The sequence below is a fragment of the Mesorhizobium sp. M0954 genome (genome assembly GCF_040319155.1).
In the GTDB taxonomy this organism is placed as follows: Bacteria; Pseudomonadota; Alphaproteobacteria; order Rhizobiales; family Rhizobiaceae; genus Mesorhizobium.
In genome coordinates, this window is sequence record NZ_JAMYNR010000001.1 from 257,435 (window position 1) to 282,539 (window position 25,105).

Here is a 25,105-nt window from a genome sequence, read left to right on the forward strand (position 1 = left end):
TTCATAAACGAGCATTGGCCGCACGGAGCGCGGCTTGAGCTCGAGCCCAAATCATCCCCCGGCAAGGCGCGGCAGCAGGAATATCTCCGCCCCTTCCGGCAGTTCCTTCGACCAGGTGTCGCGATAGATCGTCCCGTCGATGGCGACGGCGATGCCGCGATCGATGTATGGCTCGAGGCCGGGATACTGTTCAGCCAGTTTCCTGAACAGCTCCCGAATATCCTTCGCCTCGATTTCGACCTTGCTCTTGCCTCCGGCGATCGCGCCGAGCGACCCCCAGAGCGTTACTTCGACCATCAGCCTCCCCGTTCCGCCTCGATCGCCGCCAGAATGCGCGGCGGCGACATCGGGATATGGGTCATGCGCACGCCCGCGGCGTTCGACACCGCATTGGCGATCGCCGCCAGCGGCGGCACGATCGAGGTCTCGCCGACGCCGCGCACCCCGTAGGGATGGTTTGGGTTGGGGATCTCGAGGATCTGCGTGTCGATCATCGGCAGGTCCGAGCAGACCGGGATGCGGTAATCCAGGAAGCCAGGGTTCTGCAGCCGCCCGTCCTTGCCGTAGATATACTCCTCGTTGAGCGCCCAGCCGATGCCTTGCGCGGCACCACCCTGGTATTGCCCCTCGACATAGGTCGGATGCACCGCCTTGCCGGCGTCCTGGACGACGGTGTAGCGCAGCACCCTGGTGGAGCCGGTCTCGGGATCGACCTCGATATCGCAGATATGGGTAGCGAAGGAGACGCCGGCGCCGTCGGCGACGAGCTCACTGTGGCCTGCGATCGGTCCCCCCGTCTTCCCTGACGCGGCTGCGATCTCCTTCAGCGACAATGCTGCAAGGTTGCCGTATTTCTCGCCCTTGGCAATCGCGTGACCTTTTTCCCAGACCACGTCGTCGACGGGTATGTCCCACATCTGTGCGGCGCGTTCCCGCAACACCTTGATGGCGTTGCGGGCGGCCGAGATCGTCGCCATGGAGGAGGAGAAGGTGCCGCGGCTGCCGTCCGTCATGTCGTTGTAGCCGAGGCTGGAGGTATCGGCGACCACCGCCTTGACCTGCTCATAGGGGATGCCGAGCTCCTCCGCCGCGACCAGCGAAAGCGACGCGCGGGAACCACCCACATCGACCGTGCCGACGGCAAGCGAGACCGAGCCGTCCATGCCGATGTTGAGGTCGGTGCAGGTCTGGCCACCGAAATTGAACCAGAAGCCGCAGGCCATTCCGCGGCCCTGGTTCCTGCCGAGCGGCGCCTTCATGTGCGGATGGTTCTTCACCGCCTCCAGCGTCGGCCCGATGCCGATCGGGCCATATACCGGTCCATAGGACGATCTGGTGCCTTCCTGCGCCGCGTTCCTGATCCGGAACTCGACAGGGTCCATGCCGATCTCCTTGGCCAGCTCGTCGACCGCACTTTCCACCGCAAACGCCGCCATCGGAGCCGACGGCGCGCGATAGGCCGCGGTCTTGGGCCGGTTGACCAGCACTTCGTAGCCGACCGTCCTGACGTTCTCGAGCTTGTAGCAGGCAAAGGCCGTCATGGCGCCGATCTCGGCCCACGTGCCGGCATAGGGGCCGCAGCTATAGCGCAGCGTCGCCTCGGCCGCCGTGATGGTGCCGTCCTTGCGGGCGCCGATCCGAACATCGATCGAGGTGGCGCTGGTCGGGCCGGAGGCGCGGAACACCTCGTCGCGCGTCATGACCAGCTTGACCGGCCGCCCGGCCTTGCGTGACAGCGCCAGTGCCACCGGCTCGGCCCAGACATGGGTCTTGCCGCCGAAACCGCCGCCGATCTCCGAGGAGGTGACGCGCAGCTTCGAGGCTTCCATGCCAAGCAGTTGGGCGCAGTGTTGGCGGTAGACAAAATGGCCTTGCGTACAGACCCACAGGTCGGCGGTGCCGTCGGAGCTGACACTGGCCACGCAGGCATGCGGCTCGATATAACCCTGGTGCGTCTGCTCGGTCTTGAAGGAGCGTTCGACGACGAAGTCGGCCTGGCCGAAACCTACATGGATGTCGCCATGGCCGTACTGGGTGCGCTTGGTGACATTGGAAGGCTTGAGGGGCTTTTGCTCGAGGCCCTCGGTGAAGATGGCGTCGTTGACCAGAGGTGCGGAGTGCTTCATCGCCTCGTCGACGTCGGTGACATGCGGCAGCACCTCGTAGTCGACCTCGATCAGCTTCAGTGCCTGCCTCGCCGTGCGGGCATCGACCGCAGCCACCGCGGCCACGGCATGGCCGTCATAGAGCGCTTTCTTGCGCGCCATGCAGTTGTCGAGGATGTCGTACATGGCGGCATCGCCGTCGGTGAGGTCGGGCAGGTCGGCCGCGGTGATCACGGCCTTGACGCCGGCGAGCTTCTCCGCCTTCGACGTGTCGATCTTCCTGATCGTGGCATGCGCATGGGGGCTTCTGAGAACGCGCCCGACCAGTTGCCCGGCCATGTTGAAGTCGGCGCCATAGCGTGCGCGGCCCGTCACCTTGTCGACGCCGTCGGGACGGATGGGACGCGTGCCGACAGCGGTGAAATTGCGTCCGGAGTAACGCGGATCGAAATTCATCGTCATGCTCCCTTCATCACGCTGGCGGCGTCCTGAACGGCACGCACGATCTTGTCATAGCCGGTGCAGCGGCAGAGGTTCCCGGCGAGGCCGAAGCGGATCTCCTCCTCGGTCGGATCGGGATTCTTGGCCAAAAGGTCCTTCGCCGCTATCAAAAAGCCCGGCGTGCAGACGCCGCATTGGAGTGCAGCGTGCTCCAGGAATTTCTGCTGCAGCGGATGCAGCCTGTCGCCATGCGCCATGCCCTCGATGGTCTCGACGCGCCGGCCCTCGGCCTCCGCGCCGAGCACCAGGCACGAGCACACCAGCCGATCGTCGAGGATGATGCTGCAGGCCCCGCAGTCGCCGGTGCCGCAGCCTTCCTTGGCGCCCGTCAGCCCCAGGCGATCGCGCAGGACATCAAGCAGCGTCTCGTCCGGCTGGCAAAGGAACTCGACATTGTCGCCGTTGATTGTCGTTGATACTGCCACACCAGCCATCATTTGCCTCCTGCGCGTGCATAGGCGGTCGTGGCGGCCCGCTTGGCCAGCACACCCGCGACTTTCCGTCTGAATTCGATAGTGCCGCGCTTGTCGTCGATCGGGCGGCAGGCACCCGAGCAGACCTTGGCGAGCCTGTCCAGCGTGGCTTCGTCCAGCTTGGAGCCGATGAGAACCTCGGCGGCCTCCTCGACCAGAATCACCGTCGGCGCCACGGCGCCCAACGCCAGACGGGCGGATTTGACGCGACCTTGCTCATCGAGCGTCAAGTTCACGCCGGCGCTTACCACTGCGATGTCCATCTCCGTGCGCGGAATGAAACGCAGATAGGCATCGCCCGAACGCGGTAGACGGCTGTCGAGCAGGATTGCCTCGATGATCTCGCCCTTGGCCAGCGACGTCTTGCCCGGCCCAGTCGGCACCGCTTGCACGGCAATCGTGCGCCTGGTTCCCGGGCCGACGACCACAGCCTTGGCGCCAGCGGCCACCAGCGCCGGCACGCTGTCGGCGGCCGGCGAGGCGTTGCACAGATTGCCGACGATGGTGCAGCGTCCCTGCACCTGCTTCGAGCCGATCAGCTTGGCCGCTTCGACGACGCCGGGCCATGCCTTCTGCAGGGCCGTGTTCTCGCCCAGCACGGCGCAGGGGACCGCCGCGCCGATGCTGAAGCCCTCGGCTGTTTCCCTGATCTCGCCAAGCCCGTCGATCGCCTTGATGTCGACGATCAGGTCGGGTTCGATAAAGCCGCCTTTCATTCTCACCAAGAGGTCGCTGCCTCCGGCGAGGATGGCGGCCGTGCCGGCTGAACCGGCCAACAGGCCGGCGGCGTCTTCAATTGAAAGCGGACGTATGTAACGCATCGTCTCCCCTTAGTGGTCATAGTCACACCAACTGATATAACCGTCTCTCCACAATGGCCATCCTGTTCGTGCATTCGCGGATTGGGCCAGGCGCCGCAATTTCCTTTGCTCGTCCAACTGGACGCACCGCCAGCCACTAATGCTCGATCGGTCCCTTCGGCATCACCAGCGCCGTGCCTGCTGTCGTCGGGCGCTCGATCATGCGGCGGACGCGCGGTGGCTCGTTGCCGCTGTGCAGCGCCCTTATGCGCTCGCCGATGACGGCGTCGGCGTAGGTGGCGCGCCGATTGTGGCGGATATATTCGACCCAGGTCGGCGTGTGGTAGTGCTCGATCCATATCGAGGGATTTTCGAGATCGCGCGCCAAGGTCCAGTTGCGGGCGCCATCACGGCGGCGGATGCGGCCGCGCTCGGCCATGGTGGCGAGGAATTCCGGTACGTCCTCGTTGCGGATGACATATTCGATCATGATGGCGATGGGACCGCTGCGCGGCTTGAGATCAAGCGCCAGATGCGGCTCCTGAAAACGGTTGAGCGGATCGAGGTTGAGCACGGCCTGCTGCGGCAGCGGCAGCAGCAGGCCGATGGCGCCTCCCGCCAGCATGGCGACGCTGGCCGCCATCAGGGCGACTTCGGCGCCATGCGCGTCGGCAACGACACCCCAGACCCAGCTGCCGAGCGCGATGCCGCCGAAGGTCGCGGTCTGGTAGACCGAAAGCACGCGGCCGACCACCCAGCGCGGCGTCGACATCTGCACGGTGACGTTGAAGTGCGACAGCGCGGTCACCCAGCAGGCGCCGCCGAGCAGCAGACCGAGCGACGTCTGCCAGGCATGATTGCTGACGGCGGCGTTGAAGGCGCAGACGGCGAAGCCGGCGAATGCCATGCGCACCATGGTTTCGCTGGACAGCAGCTGCCGCAGCCTGACGCTGGTCAGCGCGCCGCCGACGGCGCCGATGCCGAAGGCGCCGAGCATGATGCCGTAGCTCAAGGCATCGCCCTTGACGACGTCGCGCGCGACCAGCGGCAGCAGCGCCAGGACCGCGCCGGCGCTGAAGCCGAAAGCCGAGCTCCTGACCAGCACCTTGCCGATATTGGGCGACATGGCGACGTAGCGCAGGCCGGCGCCCATTGCGGCGCCCAGCGTCTCGCGCGGCAAGGCGGAGGCCGGCAGTTCCGGCTTCCAGCGGGCCAGCACGACGATGAGGCCGACATAGCTCAGCGTGTTGACGGCGAAGGCCGCGGCAGCGCCTGCCGCGGCAACGATGATGCCGCCGATCGCCGGGCCGACGCTGCGCGTCAGGTTGAAGCCCATCGAGTTGAGCGCGATCGCCGCCGGCACCTTGGTGCGAGGCACCATGTCGCCGACCGAAGCCTGCCAGGACGGACTGTTGAGCGCGGTGCCGCTGTCGATCAGGAAGGTGAAGGCGAGCAGCGTCCACGGCGTCATCAGGTCGAGATAGGTGAAGACGGTCAGGAGAGCCGAGACGACGAGCATGAAGATCTGCGCGATCAGCATGATCTTGCGCCGGTTGAAGCTGTCGGCGATAGCGCCGGCCAGCAGCGCGAAGAGCATGATCGGCAAGGTGGTCGAGGCCTGGACCAATGCAACCTGGTAGGACGAGGTGGCGATCGTCGTCATCATCCAGGCGGCGCCAACGCCCTGGATCAGGCCGCCGAAATTGGAGACGAGGCTGGCGGACCACACCGCCCGGAAGATGCCGTGCCGGAACGGCGCCAGCGCCGAGGCGCTTTCGCTTTCCGGTGTGTCGTCGTTCATAAATGCTTTCCCGGGCTCAAATGCGTTTGTTCTTCCGATCAATAGGCCCTGCAAGCCGTGGGTTCAAAAAATAGAACATCATTTCGCAAAGGGCGAACGCATTCTGGAAAAACATCATGGTCCAACAACAAGATAGCGGGCGGGTCAGCGCGTGCCGCCGCAGGCTGAACGATCGGTCAGGCAGGCGGTACCGCTTGCCGAGCGCTGCCATCTGATTGGCAGGCACCGGCGGCACTTCTAGCGGTCCTCGAAGCCGGTCAGCACGCCGACGGCGTTGATGCCGATCTCCTCGACGGCGTAGCCGCCTTCCATGACGAACAGCGTCGGCAGGCCGAGCCTGGCGATGCGGCGGCCGATCCTGGGGTAGTCGGAGGTCTTCAGCTTGAACTGGCTGATCGGGTCCTTCTCGAAGGTGTCGACGCCGAGTGAAACCACGACGACGTCAGGAGCATAAGCCGAAAGCCTCGTGCAAGCGTCCTCGAGTGAGGCGTTCCACACGTCCCAGCCGGTGCCGAAGGGCATCGGGTAATTGTCGTTGAAGCCTTCGCCGTCGCCCTCGCCGCGTTCGTCGGCATGGCCGAGGAAGAAGGGATATTCCGTCATCGGATCGCCATGCAGGTTCAGCACCTGAACGTCACCTCGGCGATAGAAGATCTCCTGGGTGCCGTTGCCGTGGTGATAATCGATGTCGAGGATCGAAACGCGCCCGGCGCCATGGTCGCGGAACCATTGCGCGGCGACGGCGGCGTTGTTGATGAAGCAATAGCCGCCCATGAAGGCCGCCCCCGCATGGTGCCCTGGCGGGCGGCACAGCGCGAAGGCGGAAGGCTCACCGGCCTTGACCAGCGCGGCGGCGGTCAACGCGACGTCATAGGACGACTTGATCGCATCCCATGTGCCTTTGACGAACGTTGCCCCACCGTCGAAGGAGTAGAAGCCGAGCAGCGCATCGATGCCTTTCGGGCGCACGTCGCCGCGCAGGCCGCGCGTCGGCCAGGTGAAGGGAATGGCCGAACCGCTGCGGCCCGATGCTTCCCAGAGCGGCCACACGGTCGGCAGGAAATCGATATAGTCGCTGGCATGCACCTTCCTGGCGGCGGCGAGGTCGTGGCTTTCCGGCGGCAGGATCGGACCGAGCTTCTCGCTCTCCACCCGCGCCCTGATGAACTCGGCGCGCGACGGCTTTTCAAAGGCCGGCACGATGGCGCCGGCGATCAATTCGACATTGCCGGAATGGCCGGCATGGAAAGGCGACAAAACAGTCTTCATGAAATTGTTCCGTGGTGAGACGCGGCGACCCTAACCGTCCTGCACTGCCTTTCACAAGGCGCTGGGCCAACCAGCCATGGCTTGCTGGCCCGGCAGCCGGTCGTCTAGCCTGCCGGCAGCGCAACCGACCTGCGGGTAATCATGAGTTCAAATGCCGACCTGATCGTCACCAATGCCCGTGTGCTGACCATGGACGAAGGCAATCCGACAGCCGAAGCGGTGGCGATAAAGGACGGCAACATCCTGGCGGTTGGCGATCGCCGGACGATCGAGACGCTGAAAGGGCCGGCCACGAAGATTATCGATGCGCAAGGCGGTTCGGTGGTGCCGGGCTTCATCGAAGCGCATATGCACCTTTTCGGCGGCGCCGCCGAACTGGACAATCTGCACCTTCAGGGCGTGCATGGCTTCGATGCGCTGAGCGACGCGATCCGCGCCTACGCTGCGGCACGGCCGAACGCCAAATTGCTGCTTGGGGCCGGCGTCGACTACACTATCCTTTCCAAGGAAGAGCCGGTCACCCGCCATCATCTCGACCGCATCATCGCCGACCGGCCGTTCGCGATGTCGGCTTCCGATCACCACACGATGTGGGCCAACACCAAGGCGCTGAAGCTGGCTGGCATCCTGCACGGCAAGCAACTCGGCCCCGGCAACGAGATCGTCATGGGCGCCGACGGCCTCGCGGCGGGCGAATTGCGCGAGGGAGAGGCGTTCGGGCCGATCCTCGAGCTTTCCGGGCAGAACCGCGTGCGGCTCGGCCTTGCGACAGGCGGCGAGCCCGAGCCGTACCCTTCCGCAGCCGAAGTCGCGGCCGATCGCGACCTGATGCATCGCGGTCTGGAATGGTGCGCCCGCCACGGCATCACCTCGATCCAGAACATGGACGGCAATCTCTACCAACTCGAACTGCTTGCCGGTTTGGAGCAGGAAGGGCGGCTGCTCTGCCGCACCAAGATACCTTTTCATTTCAAGAACTTCATGACGCTCGACAAGCTGGAAAAGGCATCGAGCATGGCCAACTCCTATCGATCGGAATGGCTGTCGTCCGGCATGGTCAAGATGTTTTACGACGGCGTGCTGGAAGGCTGGACCGCGGTCATGGTCGACGACTATGCCGACCGGCCGGGCTGGCGCGGTGAGCCGCTGTTCACGCCAGAGCATTTCGCGAGGTAGCGGTGGAGGCCGACCGGCGCGGGCTGCAGATCGCCGTGCATTCGATAGGCGACGGCGCTGTGCGCGCGGTCCTCGACGGTTACGAGGCGGCGCGGCGGAAGAACGGCAGGCGCGACAGCCGGCACCGGGTCGAGCACATCGAGGTCACCACTGCCGCCGACGTGCCGCGCTTTGCCGAACTCGGCGTCGTCGCCTCGATGCAGCCGCCGCACCCGCCCGGCGCCATGGACTTCCCGCTGGAGCCGACGCTCTCGCGCATTGGCCGCGAAAGATGGCCGCTCAGCTATGCCTGGCGGACGCTGAAGCAGGCGGGCGCGCATGTCGTTTTCGCTTCCGACTGGCCGGTGTCGCGGGTCGACCCGATCCTGGGCATTCGGGCGGCGGTGCTGCGCAAGCCTTGGGCAGAGGGCGACCCCGACCAGAGCTTCTCGCTGCTGGAAGCGCTTGCGGGCTATACGGTCGAAGGCGCCTATGCCGAATTCATGGAACACCGTAAGGGCCGGCTGAAACCAGGCTATCTGGCCGATCTGGTGGTGCTGTCGGCCGATATCGAGGCAACTGAACCGGCTTCCTTGCACAAGGTGCGTCCGGTCAGCACCATCTGCGGCGGCAAGATCACTTACCGGGGTTGATGATGGCGCTGACTATGGCATGGGGCTTGCGTTCTGAACCGAGATCCAGATGCATGGTTGCCAAGCCGACCGGCATATGCTGACAATCGAATGGGAACTGGATCCGCCATCAAGAGCGGACATGAAAATGGGGTAATGCGTGCCGGATCAACCGGGTAAGAGTGCAATCGAGGTCTGCGGCGTCCGCAAGGTGTTCGGTACCGGGGACGCACAAGTCGCCGCTCTCGACACGGTTTCGGTGTCGATCCGCGAGAACGAGTTCTTCACGCTGCTGGGGCCGTCGGGCTGCGGAAAGACGACGCTGCTTAGGCTGATCGCCGGCTTCGATTTTCCCAGTGAAGGCGAAATCCTGCTGCACGGCCACGACATCGCGCCGCTGCCGCCGTTCAAGCGGCCGGTCAACACCGTCTTCCAGTCCTATGCGCTGTTCCCGCACATGACAGTGGCCGAGAATATCGGCTTCGGCCTGGAGATGCTGGGCAAGCCGAAAGCCGAAATCAAGGCACGCGTCGCCGAGATGCTGAAGCTGGTCAAGATGGAGGCGCTGAGCGGCCGCCGCACCAGCCAGATCTCCGGCGGCCAGCAGCAGCGCGTCGCACTGGCCCGCGCGCTGGCGCCGCAGCCGAAAGTGCTGTTGCTCGACGAGCCGCTGTCGGCACTCGACTACAAGCTGCGCAAGGAAATGCAGATCGAACTGAAACGGCTGCAGCACCAGACCGGCATCACCTTCATCTTCGTCACCCATGACCAGGAAGAAGCGCTGACCATGTCCGACCGCATCGCCGTGATGTCGGCCGGCAAGATCCTGCAGGTCGGCACGCCCTGGGACATCTATGACAAGCCGGCCGAGCGCTTCGTCGCCGACTTCATCGGCGAAACCAATTTCCTGACCGCGGCCATCACCGGCATCGGCAACGGCAAGGCGCGCGCGACACTAAAATCCGGCGCGACGATCGACGCGACGGTGGCTGAGGGCTTCCAGCCGAAGGAGAATGCGACGCTGGTGGTCAGGCCGGAACACGCCAAGCTGACCGGCGGCAAGGGCGATCTTTCCGGAACCGTCGAAAACATCGTCTATTTCGGCACCGACACGCATATTCATGTCCAACTGGACAGCGGCGAAGCCTTCACCGTGCGCCAGCAGAACACGCGCAGCGCAGGCTGCGGTTTCGAGCGGGGCGACAAGGTCGGCGTCTCGATCGGCAACGACGCCGCGCAAGTGCTGAGGGATTGATGGCGAGCGCGGAAGAAGTCGCCAAGGCGGCCGAACGGCGCGACATCCGCGACCGCTGGCTGCTGTCGGCGCCGGCCCTGCTGATCATCTTCCTTGCAGCAACCGGTCCCTTGCTGATCGTGCTGGTTTATTCGTTTTTGACGCCCGGCCCTTATGGCGACGTGAAGTGGCAATTCTCGCCCGAGGCCTGGACATCGGTGTTCATGGAACGCGACATCTTCGACGACACGCTTTCCATTGCTGCCGCCCATGTCACTATCTTCTGGCGCTCGATCAAGCTTGCCATCGTGACCACGATCGCTACTTTGGCGCTTGGTTTTCCTACTGCCTATTTCATGGCGACGCGCAGCGAGAAGACGCGCGATCTCTGGCTGTTCCTGATCACCATACCGTTCTGGACCAACTTGCTGATCCGCACCTTCGCCGTGCTGCAGATCATCCGCAACGAGGGGTTGATTAACACGGTGCTGCTCAAGCTCGGCATCATTTCGGGGCCGATCCAGATATTGTTCACCGATTCGGCGATCCTGATCGGCATGGCCTATGTCTATCTGCCGCTGATGGTGCTGCCGATCTACGCCAGCATGGAAAAACTCGATTTCCGGCTGGTCGAAGCCGGCTACGATCTTTATGCGACACGCTTCCAGGTGCTCAGGCGTATCATTTTCCCGCTGGTCAAGCCGGGCGTCATCGCCGGCTCCATCCTGGTGTTCATTCCGGCGCTCGGCGCCTATGTCACACCGGTCCTATTGGGCGGCGGTAAGACCATGATGCTTTCCAACCTGATCGAGCTGCAGTTCGGGCAAGGCCGCAACTGGCCGCTCGGCTCGGCGCTGTCGATCGCCGTCATGGTCATCGTCATGGTGGCGCTGCTCGCCTATGTGCGTAACACCGGCCGGTCGGAGATGCGTCATGGCTAGCAGCTTCGCAATCAAGCATCAGCCGGGATTCACCGCGATCGCCGCGACCTGCTTCGTCGTCCTCTATCTGCCCATCGTCGTGCTGGTCGTCTATGCCTTCAACGCCGCGACCTCGACGTCGGAATGGGGCGGCTTCTCGCTCAAATGGTTCCAGTCGGCGTGGCAGAACACGCAAGTCATCGACGCCACCGTGCGCTCCTTCCAGATCGGCGCCATCGCGGCGATCCTGGCCACGATCTTCGCCACCATGGCGGCGCTCGCCACCACGCGCACGCCGCCCTATCCCGGCCTGACCTTCAAATATGCCGCCATCAACCAACCTTTGATGGTGCCGGAGATCGTCACCGGCGTGGCGCTGCTGATCTTTTTCTCGCGCATCAAGATATTCACCGGCTATTCCGGACTCGGCTACCTAATCGCGGCGCATACGGCCTTTTGCATTCCGTTCGCCTACCTGCCGATCCGGGCGCGGCTGGAGAACATGGACCTGACGCTGGAACGGGCCGCCGCCGATCTCTATGCGACGCCGTGGAAGACGTTCCGCCGCATCACCCTGCCGCTGCTTTGGCCCGGCATCCTGGCCGGATTGATGCTGGCCTTCGTAATCTCGCTCGACGATGTCGTCATCACCGAGTTCGTGAAATCGGGCGGCCAGGACACGCTGCCGACCTACATGCTTGGCCAGATACGTCGAGGGGTAACGCCGGAGATCAACGCGATATCGACCGTGTTCCTGCTCTTGTCGGTCGCCATCGTGACGTTGTTTTTCTTCATCAGCAGGAAACGGGACTGAAAATCGAAAATGGGAGCTAAAACATGAACTGGAAGACATCAGCGACCGCCGTCGGGTTGGCGCTGCTCGCCTCGACAAGCGGCGCTTTCGCGGACGGCGTTTTGAACATCTACAATTGGGGCAACTACACCAGCCCCGACGTGATCAAGAAGTTCGAGCAGAAATACAACATCAAGGTGACCATCACCGATTACGATTCGAACGATACGGCGCTGGCCAAGGTTCGCCAGGGCGGCACCGGCTTCGACATCGCGGTGCCTTCGCAAACCTTCGTGCCGATCTGGATCAAGGAAGGCCTCGTTCAGGAGACCGATCCCGGCAAGATGGAGAACTTCAAGAACGTGGCGCCGGAATGGGCCAATCCCGATTTCGATCCGGGCCGCAAATATTCCGTGCCATGGGCCTGGGGCACGGTGGGCATCGTGGTGAACACCGATGTCTACAAGGGGCCGTCGGACAGTTGGGGCATCATCTTCAACACGCCCGACGAACTGAAGGGCAAGGTCAACGTCGTGCCGGAAATGAACGACGTCATGTTCGCGGCGACCAAATATGTCGGCGCCGCGCAATGCGCCAGCGACAAGGAAACGCTGAAGAAGGTGCGTGACACGCTGGTTGCTGCCAAGCCGAACTGGATCGCAATGGAATACAATACCATCGAGAAAATGGGCGCCGGCGATTTCAAGGCGACCAGCGACTGGAACGGCTCAGCCCTGCGCCAGCGGCTGGCGAACCCCAAGATCCACTATTTCTATCCCAAGGAAGGTTTTGGCCTCTGGAGCGACAATGTCATGGTCCTGAAGGAAGCCAAGAATGTCGAGAACGCCAAGCTGTTCCAGAACTTCATCATGGATCCGGAAAATGCCGCCGGCCTATCCGCCTTCCACCGCTACGCCAACGGCATTGCCGGTTCCGACAAGTACATGCCGGCCGATATGAAGGATGCGCCGGAAGTCATCATCCCGGAAGACGTCAAGGCGCATGGCGAGCTGCAAAAATTGTGTTCCGAGGACGTGCAGGCAATCTACAGCAAGATCTGGACCGAACTGCAGAAGTGACCGCATCGTGATGGACCCGGCGGCAGGCGCCGGCCGGGTCCGTTTTGTCCGCATTTTTTTAACGTCGCCTATCGGTGGCGACACTGAAAGCCGTGCACGCCATCGCCGCGGCGCTCGCCTAGAACGCCAAAGACCCGGAAGGAAGCGGCTATGGCCGGCAAGACCGCGTTCGAGACCAGATATGGCTTTGCCCGCAAGGAGGTGCTGCTCGGCAATTGGCGGGAAAGCCCGTTCAGCCGGTGGTCGTTCCAGAATGTCGGCGAGCTGGTGCCGAGCGCTGCCGTGGCGGCACAGCCGGGCAGCAGCGAAGCGTCGGCCCAGGATTTCGGCGGGCTACTTGGCGAAAAAGTCGCTCTTGCAGGCGGCGCGGAGACTGTCGCGGCGTTTCTCGCGCGCTCCGATACCGACGCGCTGACGATCATGAAACGCGGCAAATTCGTCGGCGACTGGTTCGCGCCGCATATGGAGTTTGGGGCGCGCCACATCGTCTTTTCGATCAGCAAGTCGCTGACCGCCATTGTTGCCGGCATATTGGAAGGCGAGGGGATTTTCGATCCGCAGGCTCCGGTAAGCCGCTATCTGCCCGAAGCCGCCGGCTCGGCCTATGGCGATGCGCGTGTGCGGCACGTGCTCGACATGAGTGTCAGCCTCGATTTCGAAGAGGCCTATCTCGATCCGGAAAGCGCCTTCGCCCGCTACCGCCGCGCCATGCTGTGGAATCCAGGCGGGGGCATCGAGAGCCTGGCCACTTTCCTCATGACGCTGCAGGGTCTGGCCGAGCCGCATGGCCGGACGTTCCGCTACCGTTCGCCCAATTCCGACCTGCTCGGCATCCTGCTCGAACGTGCGTCTGGCCGGCGTTTCGACGATCTGATGCGCGAAAAATTATGGGAGCCGCTCGGCGCCGTCGGCGACGCCTCGGTGACAGTCGACATGGAAGGCACGGCGCGCACCGCTGGCGGCATTTCGGTGACGCCGCGCGACCTTGCACGCGTCGGCGAGATGATGCGGCAAGGCGGCGTGGCCAATGGCCGCCGCGTCGTGCCGGAAGCCTGGATGCGCGACACGACCGAAACTGGCGGCGACGCCGAGGCCTGGCGGCGCGGCACGATGGCGTTCCTGTTTCCGCGTGGCCGCTATCGCAACAAATGGTACCAGACGGGCGCGGCAAGCGGCGCCTTCTGCGGCATCGGCATCCACGGCCAGTGGCTTTACGTCAATCCGAAGGCCGAAATGGTAATCGCAAAGATGTCGTCGCAGCCGGTACCGGTCGACGATCCGCTCGATCTGGATATGATTTCCTTCTTCGAGGCGCTGAGCCGGATGGTCTGATCCATCCAGACAGCCCGACCTTTCCTGTGGACCTCTCGCCGGGTTGAAAATGGCGCGGTTGGCGCGGCAGTGCTCTGCGCCTATGGTCGCTGCTCGTTTCGACTAGCGACAGGTACGACATGGCAGCCGACATCAAGCGCATCGCAACCATCATAGCCGCCGAGATCGCCGCGCGGCCCGAACAGGCTGCGGCGGCGATCGGCTTGCTCGACGACGGCGCGACCGTGCCGTTCGTGGCGCGCTACCGCAAGGAGGTCACCGGCGGCCTCGACGACACGCAGCTGCGCGACCTCGCCGAGCGGCTGGCCTATCTGCGCGAACTCGACGCGCGCCGCGACACCATCCTTGGTTCGATCCGCGAGCAGGGCAAGCTGACCGAGGAGCTCGAAGCAAAGATCGCTGCAGCCGCTACCAAGGCCGAACTCGAAGACATCTACCTGCCTTACAAGCCGAAGCGCCGGACCAAGGCCGAGATCGCACGCGAGCGCGGGCTCGGGCCTCTGGCGGAAGCTATTCTCGCCGACCGTACGGCTGTACCCGCCGAGCTGGCGCTGGCCTACATCAGCGAGGACGTGGCCGACGCCAAGGCGGCGCTCGAGGGTGCGCGCGATATCCTGTCCGAACAGTTCGCCGAGAATGCCGATCTGGTCGGCAGATTGCGGACCTACATGAAGGAACGCGCCTTTCTGCGCTCGCGCGTCGTCGACGGCAAGCAGGAGGCCGGCGCGAAATTTTCCGACTATTTCGACCATGTCGAGCGCTGGGCCAACGTGCCGAGCCATCGCGCGCTGGCCATGTTGCGCGGCCGCAACGAGGAGGTTCTGTCACTCGACATCGAAGTCGATGCCGATGACGCCTCTCCGGTGAAACCGGTTGAGCGGATGATCGCCGACGCCTACGCCATCGGCCGCCAGTTGCCGGGAGACCGCTGGCTGATGGAGGTCGCCGGCTGGACCTGGCGCACAAAGCTGTCGCTGCACCTGACGCTCGATCTGATGCGCGATCTGCGCGAGCGGGCCGAAGAAGGAGCCATCCATGTCTTCGCCCGCAATCTCAAGGATTTGCTGCTTGCCGCCCCTGCCGGCTCACGGCCGACGATGGGGCTCGATCCGGGCATTCGCACCGGCGTCAAGGTGGCGGTGGTGGACGGCACCGGCAAGCTGCTGGCGACGACAACGGTCTATCCGTTCCCGCCGAAGAACGACGTGCGCGGCACGCAGGCCGAACTGGCCAAGCTCATCCGGCTGCACAAGGTCGAGCTGATCTCGATCGGCAACGGCACCGGCAGCCGCGAGACCGAAAGGCTGGTGGCCGACATGCTGGCTGACATGCCTGCCGGGTCCGGGCCGAAGCCGCTCAAGGTGATCGTCAGCGAGGCCGGCGCCTCGGTCTATTCCGCCTCGGCAACGGCGGCGGCGGAATTTCCCGGCCTCGACGTGTCGCTGCGCGGGGCAGTGTCCATCGCGCGGCGCCTGCAGGATCCGCTCGCCGAACTGGTCAAGATCGAGCCCAAGTCGATCGGCGTCGGCCAGTACCAGCACGACGTCGATCAGTACCGCCTCGGCCGCTCGCTGGAAGCCGTGGTCGAGGATGCGGTAAACGCCGTCGGCGTCGATCTCAACACGGCCTCAGCGCCGCTTCTGGCGCGGGTTTCGGGTCTCGGCGCATCGCTGGCCGAGGCGATCGTTGCGCATCGCGATGCCTCCGGCCCGTTCGCCAGCCGCCGCGAACTGTTGAAGGTCTCCCGCCTTGGACCCCGCGCGTTCGAGCAATGCGCCGGCTTCCTGCGCATTCCAAACGGCAGCGAACCCCTCGATGCCTCGGCCGTGCATCCGGAAGCCTATGGCGTTGCCAAGAAGATCGTCGCGGCCTGCGGGCGCGACGTCCGCTCGCTGATGGGCGACAGCGCCGCACTCAAGGCGCTCGATCCGCGCGTCTTCGTCGATGAGCGCTTCGGCCTGCCGACGGTGCGCGACATCCTGGCGGAGCTGGAAAAGCCCGGCCGCGATCCGCGCCCCGGCTTCAAGACCGCGACCTTTGCCGACGGCATCGACGACATCAAGGATCTGAAGCCCGGCATGCAGCTTGAAGGCACCGTCACCAATGTCGCGGCTTTCGGCGCCTTCGTCGATATCGGCGTGCACCAGGACGGATTGGTGCACGTCTCGCAACTGGCCGATCGGTTCATCAAGGACGCGCATGAGGTGGTCAAGGCCGGCGACGTGGTCAAGGTGCGTGTCGTCGACGTCGATATCAAGCGCAAGCGCATCGGCCTGTCGATGCGCAAGGATGGTGACGGTGGCGCACCGAAGCCGCGCGACAATGGCGGCAGGCCGGTGCCGCGCGCGCCCGCGCCCCAACGCCAGCCGGAGCGGCCGGTGCAGCAGGGCGCGTTCGGCGCCGCTTTGGCCGATGCGTTGAAGCGGAAATAATTTCGCGAGCCGGCTGTGGCAGGTCAGACGGCGGCGCTCGACATTGATGATCCATCACCAATGCTCATGGATCGGCGAAGCTATTTCGTTTGATTTTTTCAGGACGGGAGCCGATAAGCCGCGCGTTTCAAGATTTCTGTTTCGATGCATGTCGTTATCCCCAAGCTGCCGAACACCCTCGGGTCAGGCCCGCGGGCAAGCTTTGGGCGACATGCATGAGTTTGGGAGACCGAGAGCCATGGCCGCCGACAAGAACGCATTCGTCTGGGATGATCCTTTCCTGATCGAGGACCAGCTTTCGGAGGACGAGCGCATGGTGCGCGATGGCGCCGCGGCGTTTGCCGCCGACAAGCTCGCTCCTAAGATCGAGGAAGCCTATCTCGAGGAGAAGACCGACGCCGGGATCTTCCGCGAAATGGGCGAGGCCGGTCTGCTCGGCATCACCATCCCCGAGGAATATGGCGGGCTCGGCGCCAACTACGTCACCTACGGGCTGGTCGCGCGGGAAGTGGAGCGGATCGACTCGGGTTATCGCTCGATGATGAGCGTGCAGTCGTCGCTGGTAATGTATCCGATCCATGCCTATGGCTCGGAAGAACAGCGCAAGAAATACCTGCCGAAGCTGGCGTCGGGCGAATGGATCGGCTGCTTTGGCTTGACCGAACCTGATGCCGGTTCCGACCCGGGCGGCATGAAGACGCGGGCCGAGAAGACTGCGAGCGGCTACAGGATCTCCGGCTCGAAGATGTGGATTTCCAACGCGCCGATCGCCGACGTGTTCGTCGTCTGGGCAAAGTTGTCCGACGAAAGTGGGGGCGCGCATGACAACCAGATTCGCGGCTTCGTCCTGGAAAAGGGCATGAACGGGCTGTCGGCGCCGAAGATCGGTGGCAAGCTGTCGCTGCGAGCCTCGATCACCGGCGAAGTGGTGATGGAAGGCGTCGAGGTAGGCGACGACGCGCTGCTGCCCAATGTCTCGGGTCTCAAAGGGCCGTTTGGCTGCCTCAACCGGGCACGCTACGGAATTTCCTGGGGCGCCATGGGCGCGGCTGAGGATTGTTGGCACCGCGCCCGCCAGTATGGCCTCGACCGCAAGCAGTTCGGCAAGCCGCTGGCCGGTACGCAGCTTTTCCAGAAGAAGCTCGCCGACATGCAGACCGAGATCGCGCTCGGCCTGCAGGGCAGCCTGCGCGTCGGGCGGCTGATGGACGAAGGCAAGATGGCGCCGGAGATGATCTCGCTCGTCAAGCGCAACAATTGCGGCAAGGCGCTCGACATCGCCCGCCAGGCCCGCGACATGCATGGCGGCAACGGCATCCAGATCGGCTACCACGTCATGCGCCACGCCCAGAACCTGGAAACCGTCAACACCTACGAGGGCACGCATGACGTGCATGCGCTGATCCTCGGACGGGCGCAGACCGGGTTGCAGGCATTCTTTTAGGGTTCAGGCTCCGCTTCCAGGATGCCCGTGCCTGGTATCTCCCCTCGCAAAGCGGGAGATCGGCAACTTTCGTCGACCATGCCACATTTTGTTCTTGCTTTGTGCCGGCAGCTATGCTACTAATTTGGGTATGGTGCTAATTGGCTCCAACGACCCGCCCGCCGAGGCGGGTTTTTCTTTTCCGCTCTTTTCGACGAAGCATCGCGTGTGCTGCCGATCATCGATATCGGCGGGAAGCGCCCGGTGCTGACCCGCCGGACTTCGGCTCTGCAGCGTTGCAACGTCTTGCCGCCACACTGCGGAATCCCGGGGTCGGCGCTCCGTTTCGTGAGCTATGAAAGCTGCTTGATTTAGGTGCAGCGCAACATCTCTGCTTGGAGAATGGTCAGCATTCGTGTCAGGGTTCAGCGAACTCCTTTTGAAACGCCGACTTCAGGGGCACCATGGCAATTCTGGCAGCCGTCTATCACCTGACCCATTACAAATACGACCGGCCGGTCGTCTTAGGCCCGCAAGTCATAAGGTTGCAGCCTGCGCCGCATTCCCGCACCAAGGTGCTCAGCCATTCGCTGAAGGTCGGGCCGGCAAATCACTTCGTCAATCTGCAGCAGGACCCCTACGGCAATTTCCTGGCCCGCTTCGTCTTTCCCGAGCCGGTGACGGAACTGAAGATCGAGGTCGATCTCGTTGCCGACATGACGGTCTACAATCCGTTCGATTTCTTCGTCGAACCGTCGGCCGAGACGTTTCCATTCGAATACCCCGAAGAGATCCGGGACGATCTGACCATCTATCGAACGCCGGAACCGGCGGGGCCGCTGTTGGAGGCATTCCTGAAAACCATCCCGCGCCACCCGACCAACACCGTCAATTTTGTCGTCGACCTCAATGCGCGGCTACAGCGCGAGATCGCGTATATCGTGCGCATGGAAACCGGCGTCTTCTCGCCCGAGGAAACGCTGGCCGCCGGCAAGGGGTCGTGCCGCGATTCGAGCTGGCTCCTGGTGCAGATACTGAGGAACCTCGGCATCGCCGCGCGTTTCGTCTCCGGCTACCTGATCCAGCTCAAACCCGACCTCGTTGCGCTCGACGGGCCGCCCGGCACGGCGACCGATTTCACCGACCTCCATGCCTGGTGCGAGGTGTATCTGCCGGGCGCCGGCTGGATCGGCTTCGACCCGACCTCCGGCCTGCTCACCGGCGAAAGCCATGTGCCGCTCGCGGCAACGCCCCATTTCCGCAATGCCGCGCCGATCTCCGGCATGGCGAGCTTCGCCAATGTCGAATTCGGCTTCGACATGCGGGTAGACCGCATCGCCGAGCGTCCGCGCATTACCAAGCCGTTCTCCGACGAGAGCTGGCAGGCGCTGGACGCGCTGGGGGTCCAGGTCGATGCTGCGCTCCAGGCCGGCGATGTGCGGCTGACCATGGGCGGCGAGCCGACCTTCGTCTCGATCGACGATTTCGAGGCTGCAGAGTGGAACACCGCCGCCGTCGGGCCGACCAAGCGGGAAAAGGCCGATGCCCTGATCCGCCGGCTGCGCGAACGCTTCGCGCCGGGCGGCTTCCTGCATTACGGGCAAGGCAAGTGGTACCCCGGCGAAAGCCTGCCACGCTGGACCTTCTCGCTCTACTGGCGCACCGACGGCGAGCCGGTGTGGAGCGACCCGTCGCTGATCGCGCATGAAAAGAGCGAGGCGGATGTCGGACCGAAGCAGGCCGAAGGCCTGCTGACGGCGATCGCCGACGAACTCGGCATCGACAAGACGATGGTCAGCGAAGCCTATGAGGATCCCGCCGAATGGCTGCTCAAGGAAGGCAAGCTGCCGGACAACGTCGATCCTTCCAATTCGAAGCTGGAGGACCCCGAGGAGCGCAGCCGCATGGCGCGGGTGTTCGAACGCGGGCTGACCAAGCCGTCGGGCTATGTGCTGCCTGTCCAGCGCTGGAACAGCCAGGCGTCCGGACCGCGCTGGCGCTCGGAGAAGTGGAAGACGCGGCGCGGCAGGCTGTTCCTGGTGCCCGGCGATTCGCCGGTCGGCTACCGCCTGCCGCTCGGCACGCTGCCCTATGTGCCGCCGGCGCAGTTCCCCTACATAGTCCCGGTCGATCCATCGCTGCCGCGCGGACCATTGCCGGCGCGCGAGGCGATCTTGCCCGGTTCTGCTTCTCCGGCCGAACTGGAGGGCGCCGACGAGATGGCACGACGCCAGCAGGCGGTATCCTTTACGGCCGTTACCGGCCAGCAGGACCGCGTCGAACAGGAGATCACCGAGATCGGCGGCGCCGTGCGCACGGCGCTTTCGGTCGAGCCGCGCGACGGACGGCTTTGTGTGTTCATGCCGCCGGTCGAGGCGCTGGAGGATTATCTCGAACTGGTGGCGGCGGCTGAGAACGCGGCAAGGGCGATCGGCCTGCCGGTGCATATAGAAGGCTACGGCCCGCCGCACGATCCGCGCCTCAATGTCATCCGTGTCGCACCCGATCCCGGCGTCATCGAGGTCAATATCCACCCCGCTGCGAATTGGCAGGATTGCGTGGCGACGACCACGGCGATCTACGAAGAGGCGCGGCAGACGCGGCTTGGCGCCGACAAGTTCATGATCGACGGCCGCCACACCGGCACCGGCGGCGGCAACCACGTCGTCGTCGGCGGCGCAACGCCCAATGACAGTCCGTTCCTGCGCCGCCCCGACCTGTTGAAGAGCCTGGTGCTGCAATGGCAGCGGCATCCGTCGCTGTCCTATCTGTTCTCCGGCCTGTTCATTGGCCCGACCAGCCAGGCGCCGCGCTTCGACGAGGCGCGCCACGATTCGCTTTACGAACTCGAAATCGCGATGGCGCAGGTGCCGCATCCGGACAAGGGCGCGGCACCCCTGCCGTGGCTGGTCGACCGGCTGTTCCGCAATCTTCTGACCGACGTGACCGGCAATACCCATCGCTCGGAAATCTGCATCGACAAGCTGTTTTCGCCGGACGGGCCGACCGGCCGGCTTGGGCTGGTCGAATTCCGCGGCTTCGAGATGCCGCCCAACGCGCGCATGAGCCTGGCGCAGCAATTGCTGGTGCGCGCCATCATCGCCCGGGCCTGGAAGAACCCGCTCGACGGCCGCTTCGTGCGCTGGGGCACTTCGCTGCACGACCGTTTCATGCTGCCGCATTATGTCTGGGCTGACTTTCTCGATGTGCTGGACGACCTCAAGCGGAACGGCTTTGCATTCCGTCCGGAATGGTTCGACGCCCAGCTCGAATTCCGCTTCCCGTTCTGCGGCGAGGTTAGCCAAGCCGGCGTCAAGCTGGAGCTCAGGCAGGCGCTCGAGCCGTGGCACGTGATGGGCGAGCAAGGCGCGATCGGCGGCACCGTACGCTTTGTCGATTCCTCCGTCGAAAGGCTGCAGGTGAAGACCGAGGGGCTCAACCCGGAGCGTCACGCCGTCGTCTGCAACAGCCGCGTCGTGCCGATGAAGGTGACCGACAACCGCGAGATCGCGGTGGCCGGCGTGCGCTTCAAGGCCTGGCAGCCGGCGTCGGGCCTGCATCCGGCGCTGCCGGTCAACACTCCACTGGTCTTCGACATCTATGATCGCTGGTCGGGCCGCGCGGTCGGCGGCTGCGTCTACCATGTCGCGCATCCCGGCGGGCGCAGCTATGACACCTTCCCGGTCAATGGCAACGAAGCGGAGGCGCGGCGACTCGCTCGCTTCGAGCCGCGTGGCCATACGCCGTCCAGCTACGTGCTGCGCAACGAAGAAGCCTCTGAAGATTTCCCGATGACCCTTGACCTTCGGCGGCCGCAAAGACTCTGATCAGCCATGGCGAAGGGGAATCACAAAAGGCTGCGCAGCAAGCCGCAGACCCATAGTCTGCTGGAGCACTACCAGCCGATCGACGGCGTCGTCGACGAGATGGTCGATGCGTCGGGCAATCCGCGGCCGGCCTGGCGGCACTTCATCGAGGCACTGGAGGACCTGGGGCCGGAAAAGCTTGCCCAGCGCTTCGCCCGCGCCGACCAGTACCTGCGCGACGCCGGCGTCTACTACCGCGTCTATGACAAAGCCGGCGCCAACGAGCGGGAATGGCCGCTGGCGCATGTGCCGCTGCTGATCGAGGAGCAGGAATGGGCTGACATCAGCGCCGGCCTGGTCCAGCGCGCCGATCTGTTCGAGGAGACCATCGCCGACATTTACGGGCCGAACCGGCTGGTCGAGAAAGGCATTCTGCCGGCCGGATTGATCGCGGCCAGCCCGGAATATTTGCGGCCGGTCGTCGGCACCAGGCCGGCGAGCGGCCATTTCCTGCATTTCTGCGCCTTCGAGCTCGGTCGTGGCCCGGACGGCCGCTGGTGGGTGCTTGGCGACCGCACACAGGCGCCGTCGGGCGCCGGCTTTGCGCTGGAAAACCGCGTCGCCACCACAAGGGCGCTGTCCGACATCTACGGCGAAATGCATGTGCACCGCCTGGCCGGCTTCTTCCGTCGCTTCCGCGACGCGCTGATCGGCATGGCCAGGCAAGCCGGCGGCCGTGTCGCCATCCTGACGCCGGGACCGCTGAACGAAACCTATTACGAACATGCCTATATCGCCCGCTATCTCGGCATCATGCTGCTCGAGGGCGAGGACCTGACCGTCTCCGGCGGCAGGCTGATGGTGCGCACGGTTTCGGGGCTGATGCCGGTGAGCGTCTTGTGGCGGCGGCTCGACGCCGCCTTCGCCGATCCGCTTGAATTGCGGCCGGACTCGCAGATCGGCACGCCGGGGCTGGTCGAGGCGGTTCGGCAAGGGGCGGTTTCGGCCGTCAATGCACTGGGCTCCGGCCTGATGGAGACGCGCGCGTTGCTCGCCTTCCTGCCCAAGATTTCGCGCGCCCTGCGCAACGAGGAACTGCTGCTGCCGACGGTCGCGACATGGTGGTGCGGGCAGGAGACGGAGCGTGAACATGTGCTCGCCAACATCGATAGCATGGTGATCGGCCCGGCGCTGTCGACGCGGCTTGCCTTCGAGGACGACGGCTCGACCAAGCTCGGGTCGGCGCTGTCGGTCGAGGAACGGGCCGAACTGGTCGCCAGGATCGAACGGGACGGCGGCGACTTCGTCGGCCAGGAAGCGGTGACGCTGTCGACCACGCCTGTCTATGTCGGCGGTTGGCTGGAGCCGCGGCCGGCAAGCCTGCGCGTCTATCTGGCGCGGACGCCGGAAGGCTGGACCGTGATGCCGGGCGGGTTTGCCCGTGTCGGCTTTTCGCTCGACCCGACGGCCATCGCCATGCAGCGCGGCGGCCAGGCGGCGGATGTCTGGGTGGTCAGCGACAGGCCGGTCGAGCGCGAGACACTGCTGCCGCAGGAGCACGACAGCTTCACCCGAACCCTGCCGGGCAGCCTGCCCAGCCGCGCGGCTGAGAACCTGACATGGCTCGGCCGCTATATCGAGCGATCGGAAGACACGGTGCGCATCCTGCGCGCCTACCATGTGCGGCTGGCCGAGACATCCGATCCCGAGATGCCGCTGCTCGCCGATATCAGCGACTATCTCGCGCCGTTCGGCATCGACGTCGAGACGGCAATCCCATTGGGGCTCATCGGCACGCTGGACAGCGCCGTTTACAGCGCCGGGCAGATCCGCGACCGCTTCTCGCCCGATGGCTGGCTGGCATTGAAGGATCTGTCGAAGACCATCCATCAATTTGCCGCGACCGTGGCGCCGGGCGACGACGCGACAAGGGCAATGACGGTCATCCTGCGCAAGCTGGCCGGGTTTTCCGGCCTGCTGCACGAGAACATGTACCGCTTTGCCGGCTGGCGTTTCCTGGAAATCGGCCGCAGGCTCGAACGCGGCATCCAGATCGCCCGCACGCTCGCCCGGCTGACCGGAGCCCAGGCGCCGGAAGGTGCGCTCGACATGGTGCTGGAGATCGGCGACAGCGTCATGACCCACCGTCGGCAGTATCCGGTGCAGGCGGGGCGGCGCACCGTGGTCGACCTTCTGGCGCTCGATCCGCTCAACCCGCGCTCAATCCTTTTCCAGCTCGAACGGCTGAAGGCCGAAATCGCGCTGCTGCCCGCTGTCGGCGCTGAAGGCCATATGTCGCCGGCGGCCAAGGAAATCCTGCAGCTCAACACGTCGATCGCCATCAAGGAGCCCTCGGACATGACGGCCAAGGCCCTCGGCGATCTCGCCAATGAAATCGGCGGGCTCTACAACAGCCTCGCCAAAGCCTATTTCGGGTAGAGACAGCATGCTCTACGACATCAGGCTTCACCTGCGTTACGACTATGATGCGGCGGCCGGCGGTGGCCGCCATCAGGTGCGCGTGCTGCCGCCGACCATCCCTGGCGTGCAGCGCGTCATCGCCGCTTCACTGTCTTTTGTGCCGGCGCCCAGCGAACGTTCCGACTTTTCCGACTTTTTCGGCAACAGTGTCACCTCGATCGCCTTTCGTGACGCGCATGATGCGCTCGACATCAGGATGAGCGCGCGTGTTTCAGTGTCGCGGCCCGAACCCGGGCTCGACGTATCGCCGGACATACGCCGGCTGAGGGAAGAACTCGGCGCAGTGCACTCGCTGGCGCCGGCTTCGCCGCATCACTTTCTGGCCGCCAGCGATCATGCCGGCATCGACGCGGCAATCACTGCCTATGCGAAAGGCAGTGCCGGCGGTTCGACAGTCGGCACGGCCATGGCTCTGTGCAACCGCATTCACCGCGATTTCACCTATGACGGCGAGGCGACCACCGTGCAGACGCGGGCCAGCGACGCCTTTGGCCTGAAGCGCGGCGTCTGCCAGGATTTCTCCCACATCATGATCGCCGGCCTGCGCGGCCTCGGTATTCCCGCGGGCTATGTCAGCGGGTTCCTGCGCACCATCCCGCCGCGCGGGAAGCCGCGGCTCGAAGGCGCCGACGCCATGCACGCCTGGGTCAAGGTGTGGTGCGGGCGCGATGCCGGCTGGCAGGAATTCGATCCGACCAATGGCATGCGGGCTAGCAACGACCATATCACGGTCGGCTACGGCCGCGATTACTCCGATGTGGCGCCGATCGTCGGCGTGCTGAAAACCACCGGTGGACAGGTCGGCGAGCAGGCGGTCGACGTCGTTCCGGTCGTGCTCGAAAAGGCGTGACGACGCACGTCTTCGACGC

Annotated in this window: 16 protein-coding genes and 1 pseudogene; 11 read left to right on the top strand and 6 right to left on the bottom strand. The window is 64.5% G+C overall.

Going from position 1 to position 25,105, the window contains the following annotated elements:
* Positions 1-51 precede the first annotated feature (51 nt).
* The 6 genes from NKH93_RS01265 to NKH93_RS01290 all read right to left on the bottom strand — a co-directional run bounded on the left by NKH93_RS01265 (position 52) and on the right by NKH93_RS01290 (position 6,949).
* Entirely contained in the window at positions 52-297 is a 246-nt protein-coding gene (locus NKH93_RS01265; protein ID WP_023675441.1) for a MoaD/ThiS family protein, read from the bottom strand.
* The gene (locus tag NKH93_RS01270; protein ID WP_352918370.1) at positions 297-2,561 is read right to left on the bottom strand and encodes a xanthine dehydrogenase family protein molybdopterin-binding subunit; all 2,265 of its coding nucleotides are present in this window, start codon (positions 2,559-2,561) and stop codon (positions 297-299) included. The genes NKH93_RS01265 and NKH93_RS01270 overlap by 1 nt, the downstream gene beginning before the upstream one ends.
* A 2-nt stretch (positions 2,562-2,563) precedes the next feature.
* Positions 2,564-3,040 carry a (2Fe-2S)-binding protein gene (locus tag NKH93_RS01275; RefSeq protein WP_352448182.1) on the bottom strand — a complete coding sequence of 159 codons (477 nt, stop codon included), beginning with the start codon at positions 3,038-3,040 and terminating at the stop codon, positions 2,564-2,566.
* Complete coding sequence (locus NKH93_RS01280; protein ID WP_352448181.1) at positions 3,040-3,900, bottom strand: FAD binding domain-containing protein; 861 nt, start codon at positions 3,898-3,900, stop codon at positions 3,040-3,042. Before NKH93_RS01280 ends, NKH93_RS01275 begins: the two co-directional genes overlap by 1 nt.
* Before the next feature lie 136 nt (positions 3,901-4,036).
* Positions 4,037-5,680 carry an MFS transporter gene (locus NKH93_RS01285; RefSeq protein ID WP_352968932.1) on the bottom strand — a complete coding sequence of 548 codons (1,644 nt, stop codon included), beginning with the start codon at positions 5,678-5,680 and terminating at the stop codon, positions 4,037-4,039.
* A 237-nt stretch (positions 5,681-5,917) separates the two neighbouring features.
* A complete protein-coding gene (locus tag NKH93_RS01290; RefSeq protein ID WP_352918220.1) occupies positions 5,918-6,949 on the bottom strand; it encodes a histone deacetylase family protein in 1,032 nt (343 codons plus the stop codon).
* Between the two features lie 141 nt (positions 6,950-7,090).
* Between NKH93_RS01290 and NKH93_RS01295 the strand changes: the two are divergent.
* The 11 genes and pseudogenes from NKH93_RS01295 to NKH93_RS01345 all read left to right on the top strand — a co-directional run bounded on the left by NKH93_RS01295 (position 7,091) and on the right by NKH93_RS01345 (position 25,086).
* A pseudogene (locus NKH93_RS01295) lies at positions 7,091-8,757 on the top strand (amidohydrolase).
* Positions 8,758-8,896: 139 nt separating this feature from the next.
* Positions 8,897-9,991, top strand: coding sequence for an ABC transporter ATP-binding protein (locus NKH93_RS01300; protein WP_352918216.1), 1,095 nt, complete (start codon positions 8,897-8,899; stop codon positions 9,989-9,991).
* The gene (locus tag NKH93_RS01305) at positions 9,991-10,911 is read left to right on the top strand and encodes an ABC transporter permease (RefSeq protein WP_352918214.1); all 921 of its coding nucleotides are present in this window, start codon (positions 9,991-9,993) and stop codon (positions 10,909-10,911) included. The genes NKH93_RS01300 and NKH93_RS01305 overlap by 1 nt, the downstream gene beginning before the upstream one ends.
* Positions 10,904-11,704, top strand: coding sequence for an ABC transporter permease (locus NKH93_RS01310; RefSeq protein WP_352918212.1), 801 nt, complete (start codon positions 10,904-10,906; stop codon positions 11,702-11,704). The genes NKH93_RS01305 and NKH93_RS01310 overlap by 8 nt, the downstream gene beginning before the upstream one ends.
* 23 nt (positions 11,705-11,727) lie before the next feature.
* On the top strand, positions 11,728-12,762 hold the full coding sequence (locus NKH93_RS01315; RefSeq protein ID WP_352539328.1) for an ABC transporter substrate-binding protein: 1,035 nt from the start codon (positions 11,728-11,730) through the stop codon (positions 12,760-12,762).
* Positions 12,763-12,912: 150 nt separating this feature from the next.
* On the top strand, positions 12,913-14,094 hold the full coding sequence (locus tag NKH93_RS01320; protein ID WP_352918210.1) for a serine hydrolase domain-containing protein: 1,182 nt from the start codon (positions 12,913-12,915) through the stop codon (positions 14,092-14,094).
* Positions 14,095-14,213: 119 nt separating this feature from the next.
* Positions 14,214-16,526, top strand: coding sequence for a Tex family protein (locus NKH93_RS01325; RefSeq protein WP_352777051.1), 2,313 nt, complete (start codon positions 14,214-14,216; stop codon positions 16,524-16,526).
* A gap of 238 nt (positions 16,527-16,764) precedes the next feature.
* Complete coding sequence (locus NKH93_RS01330; protein WP_352918208.1) at positions 16,765-17,970, top strand: acyl-CoA dehydrogenase; 1,206 nt, start codon at positions 16,765-16,767, stop codon at positions 17,968-17,970.
* Between the two features lie 443 nt (positions 17,971-18,413).
* The gene (locus NKH93_RS01335; RefSeq protein ID WP_352918206.1) at positions 18,414-21,776 is read left to right on the top strand and encodes a transglutaminase family protein; all 3,363 of its coding nucleotides are present in this window, start codon (positions 18,414-18,416) and stop codon (positions 21,774-21,776) included.
* 6 nt (positions 21,777-21,782) lie between these two features.
* On the top strand, positions 21,783-24,194 hold the full coding sequence (locus tag NKH93_RS01340; protein ID WP_352918204.1) for a circularly permuted type 2 ATP-grasp protein: 2,412 nt from the start codon (positions 21,783-21,785) through the stop codon (positions 24,192-24,194).
* Between the two features lie 7 nt (positions 24,195-24,201).
* Positions 24,202-25,086, top strand: coding sequence for a transglutaminase family protein (locus tag NKH93_RS01345; protein WP_352833798.1), 885 nt, complete (start codon positions 24,202-24,204; stop codon positions 25,084-25,086).
* Positions 25,087-25,105 lie beyond the last annotated feature (19 nt).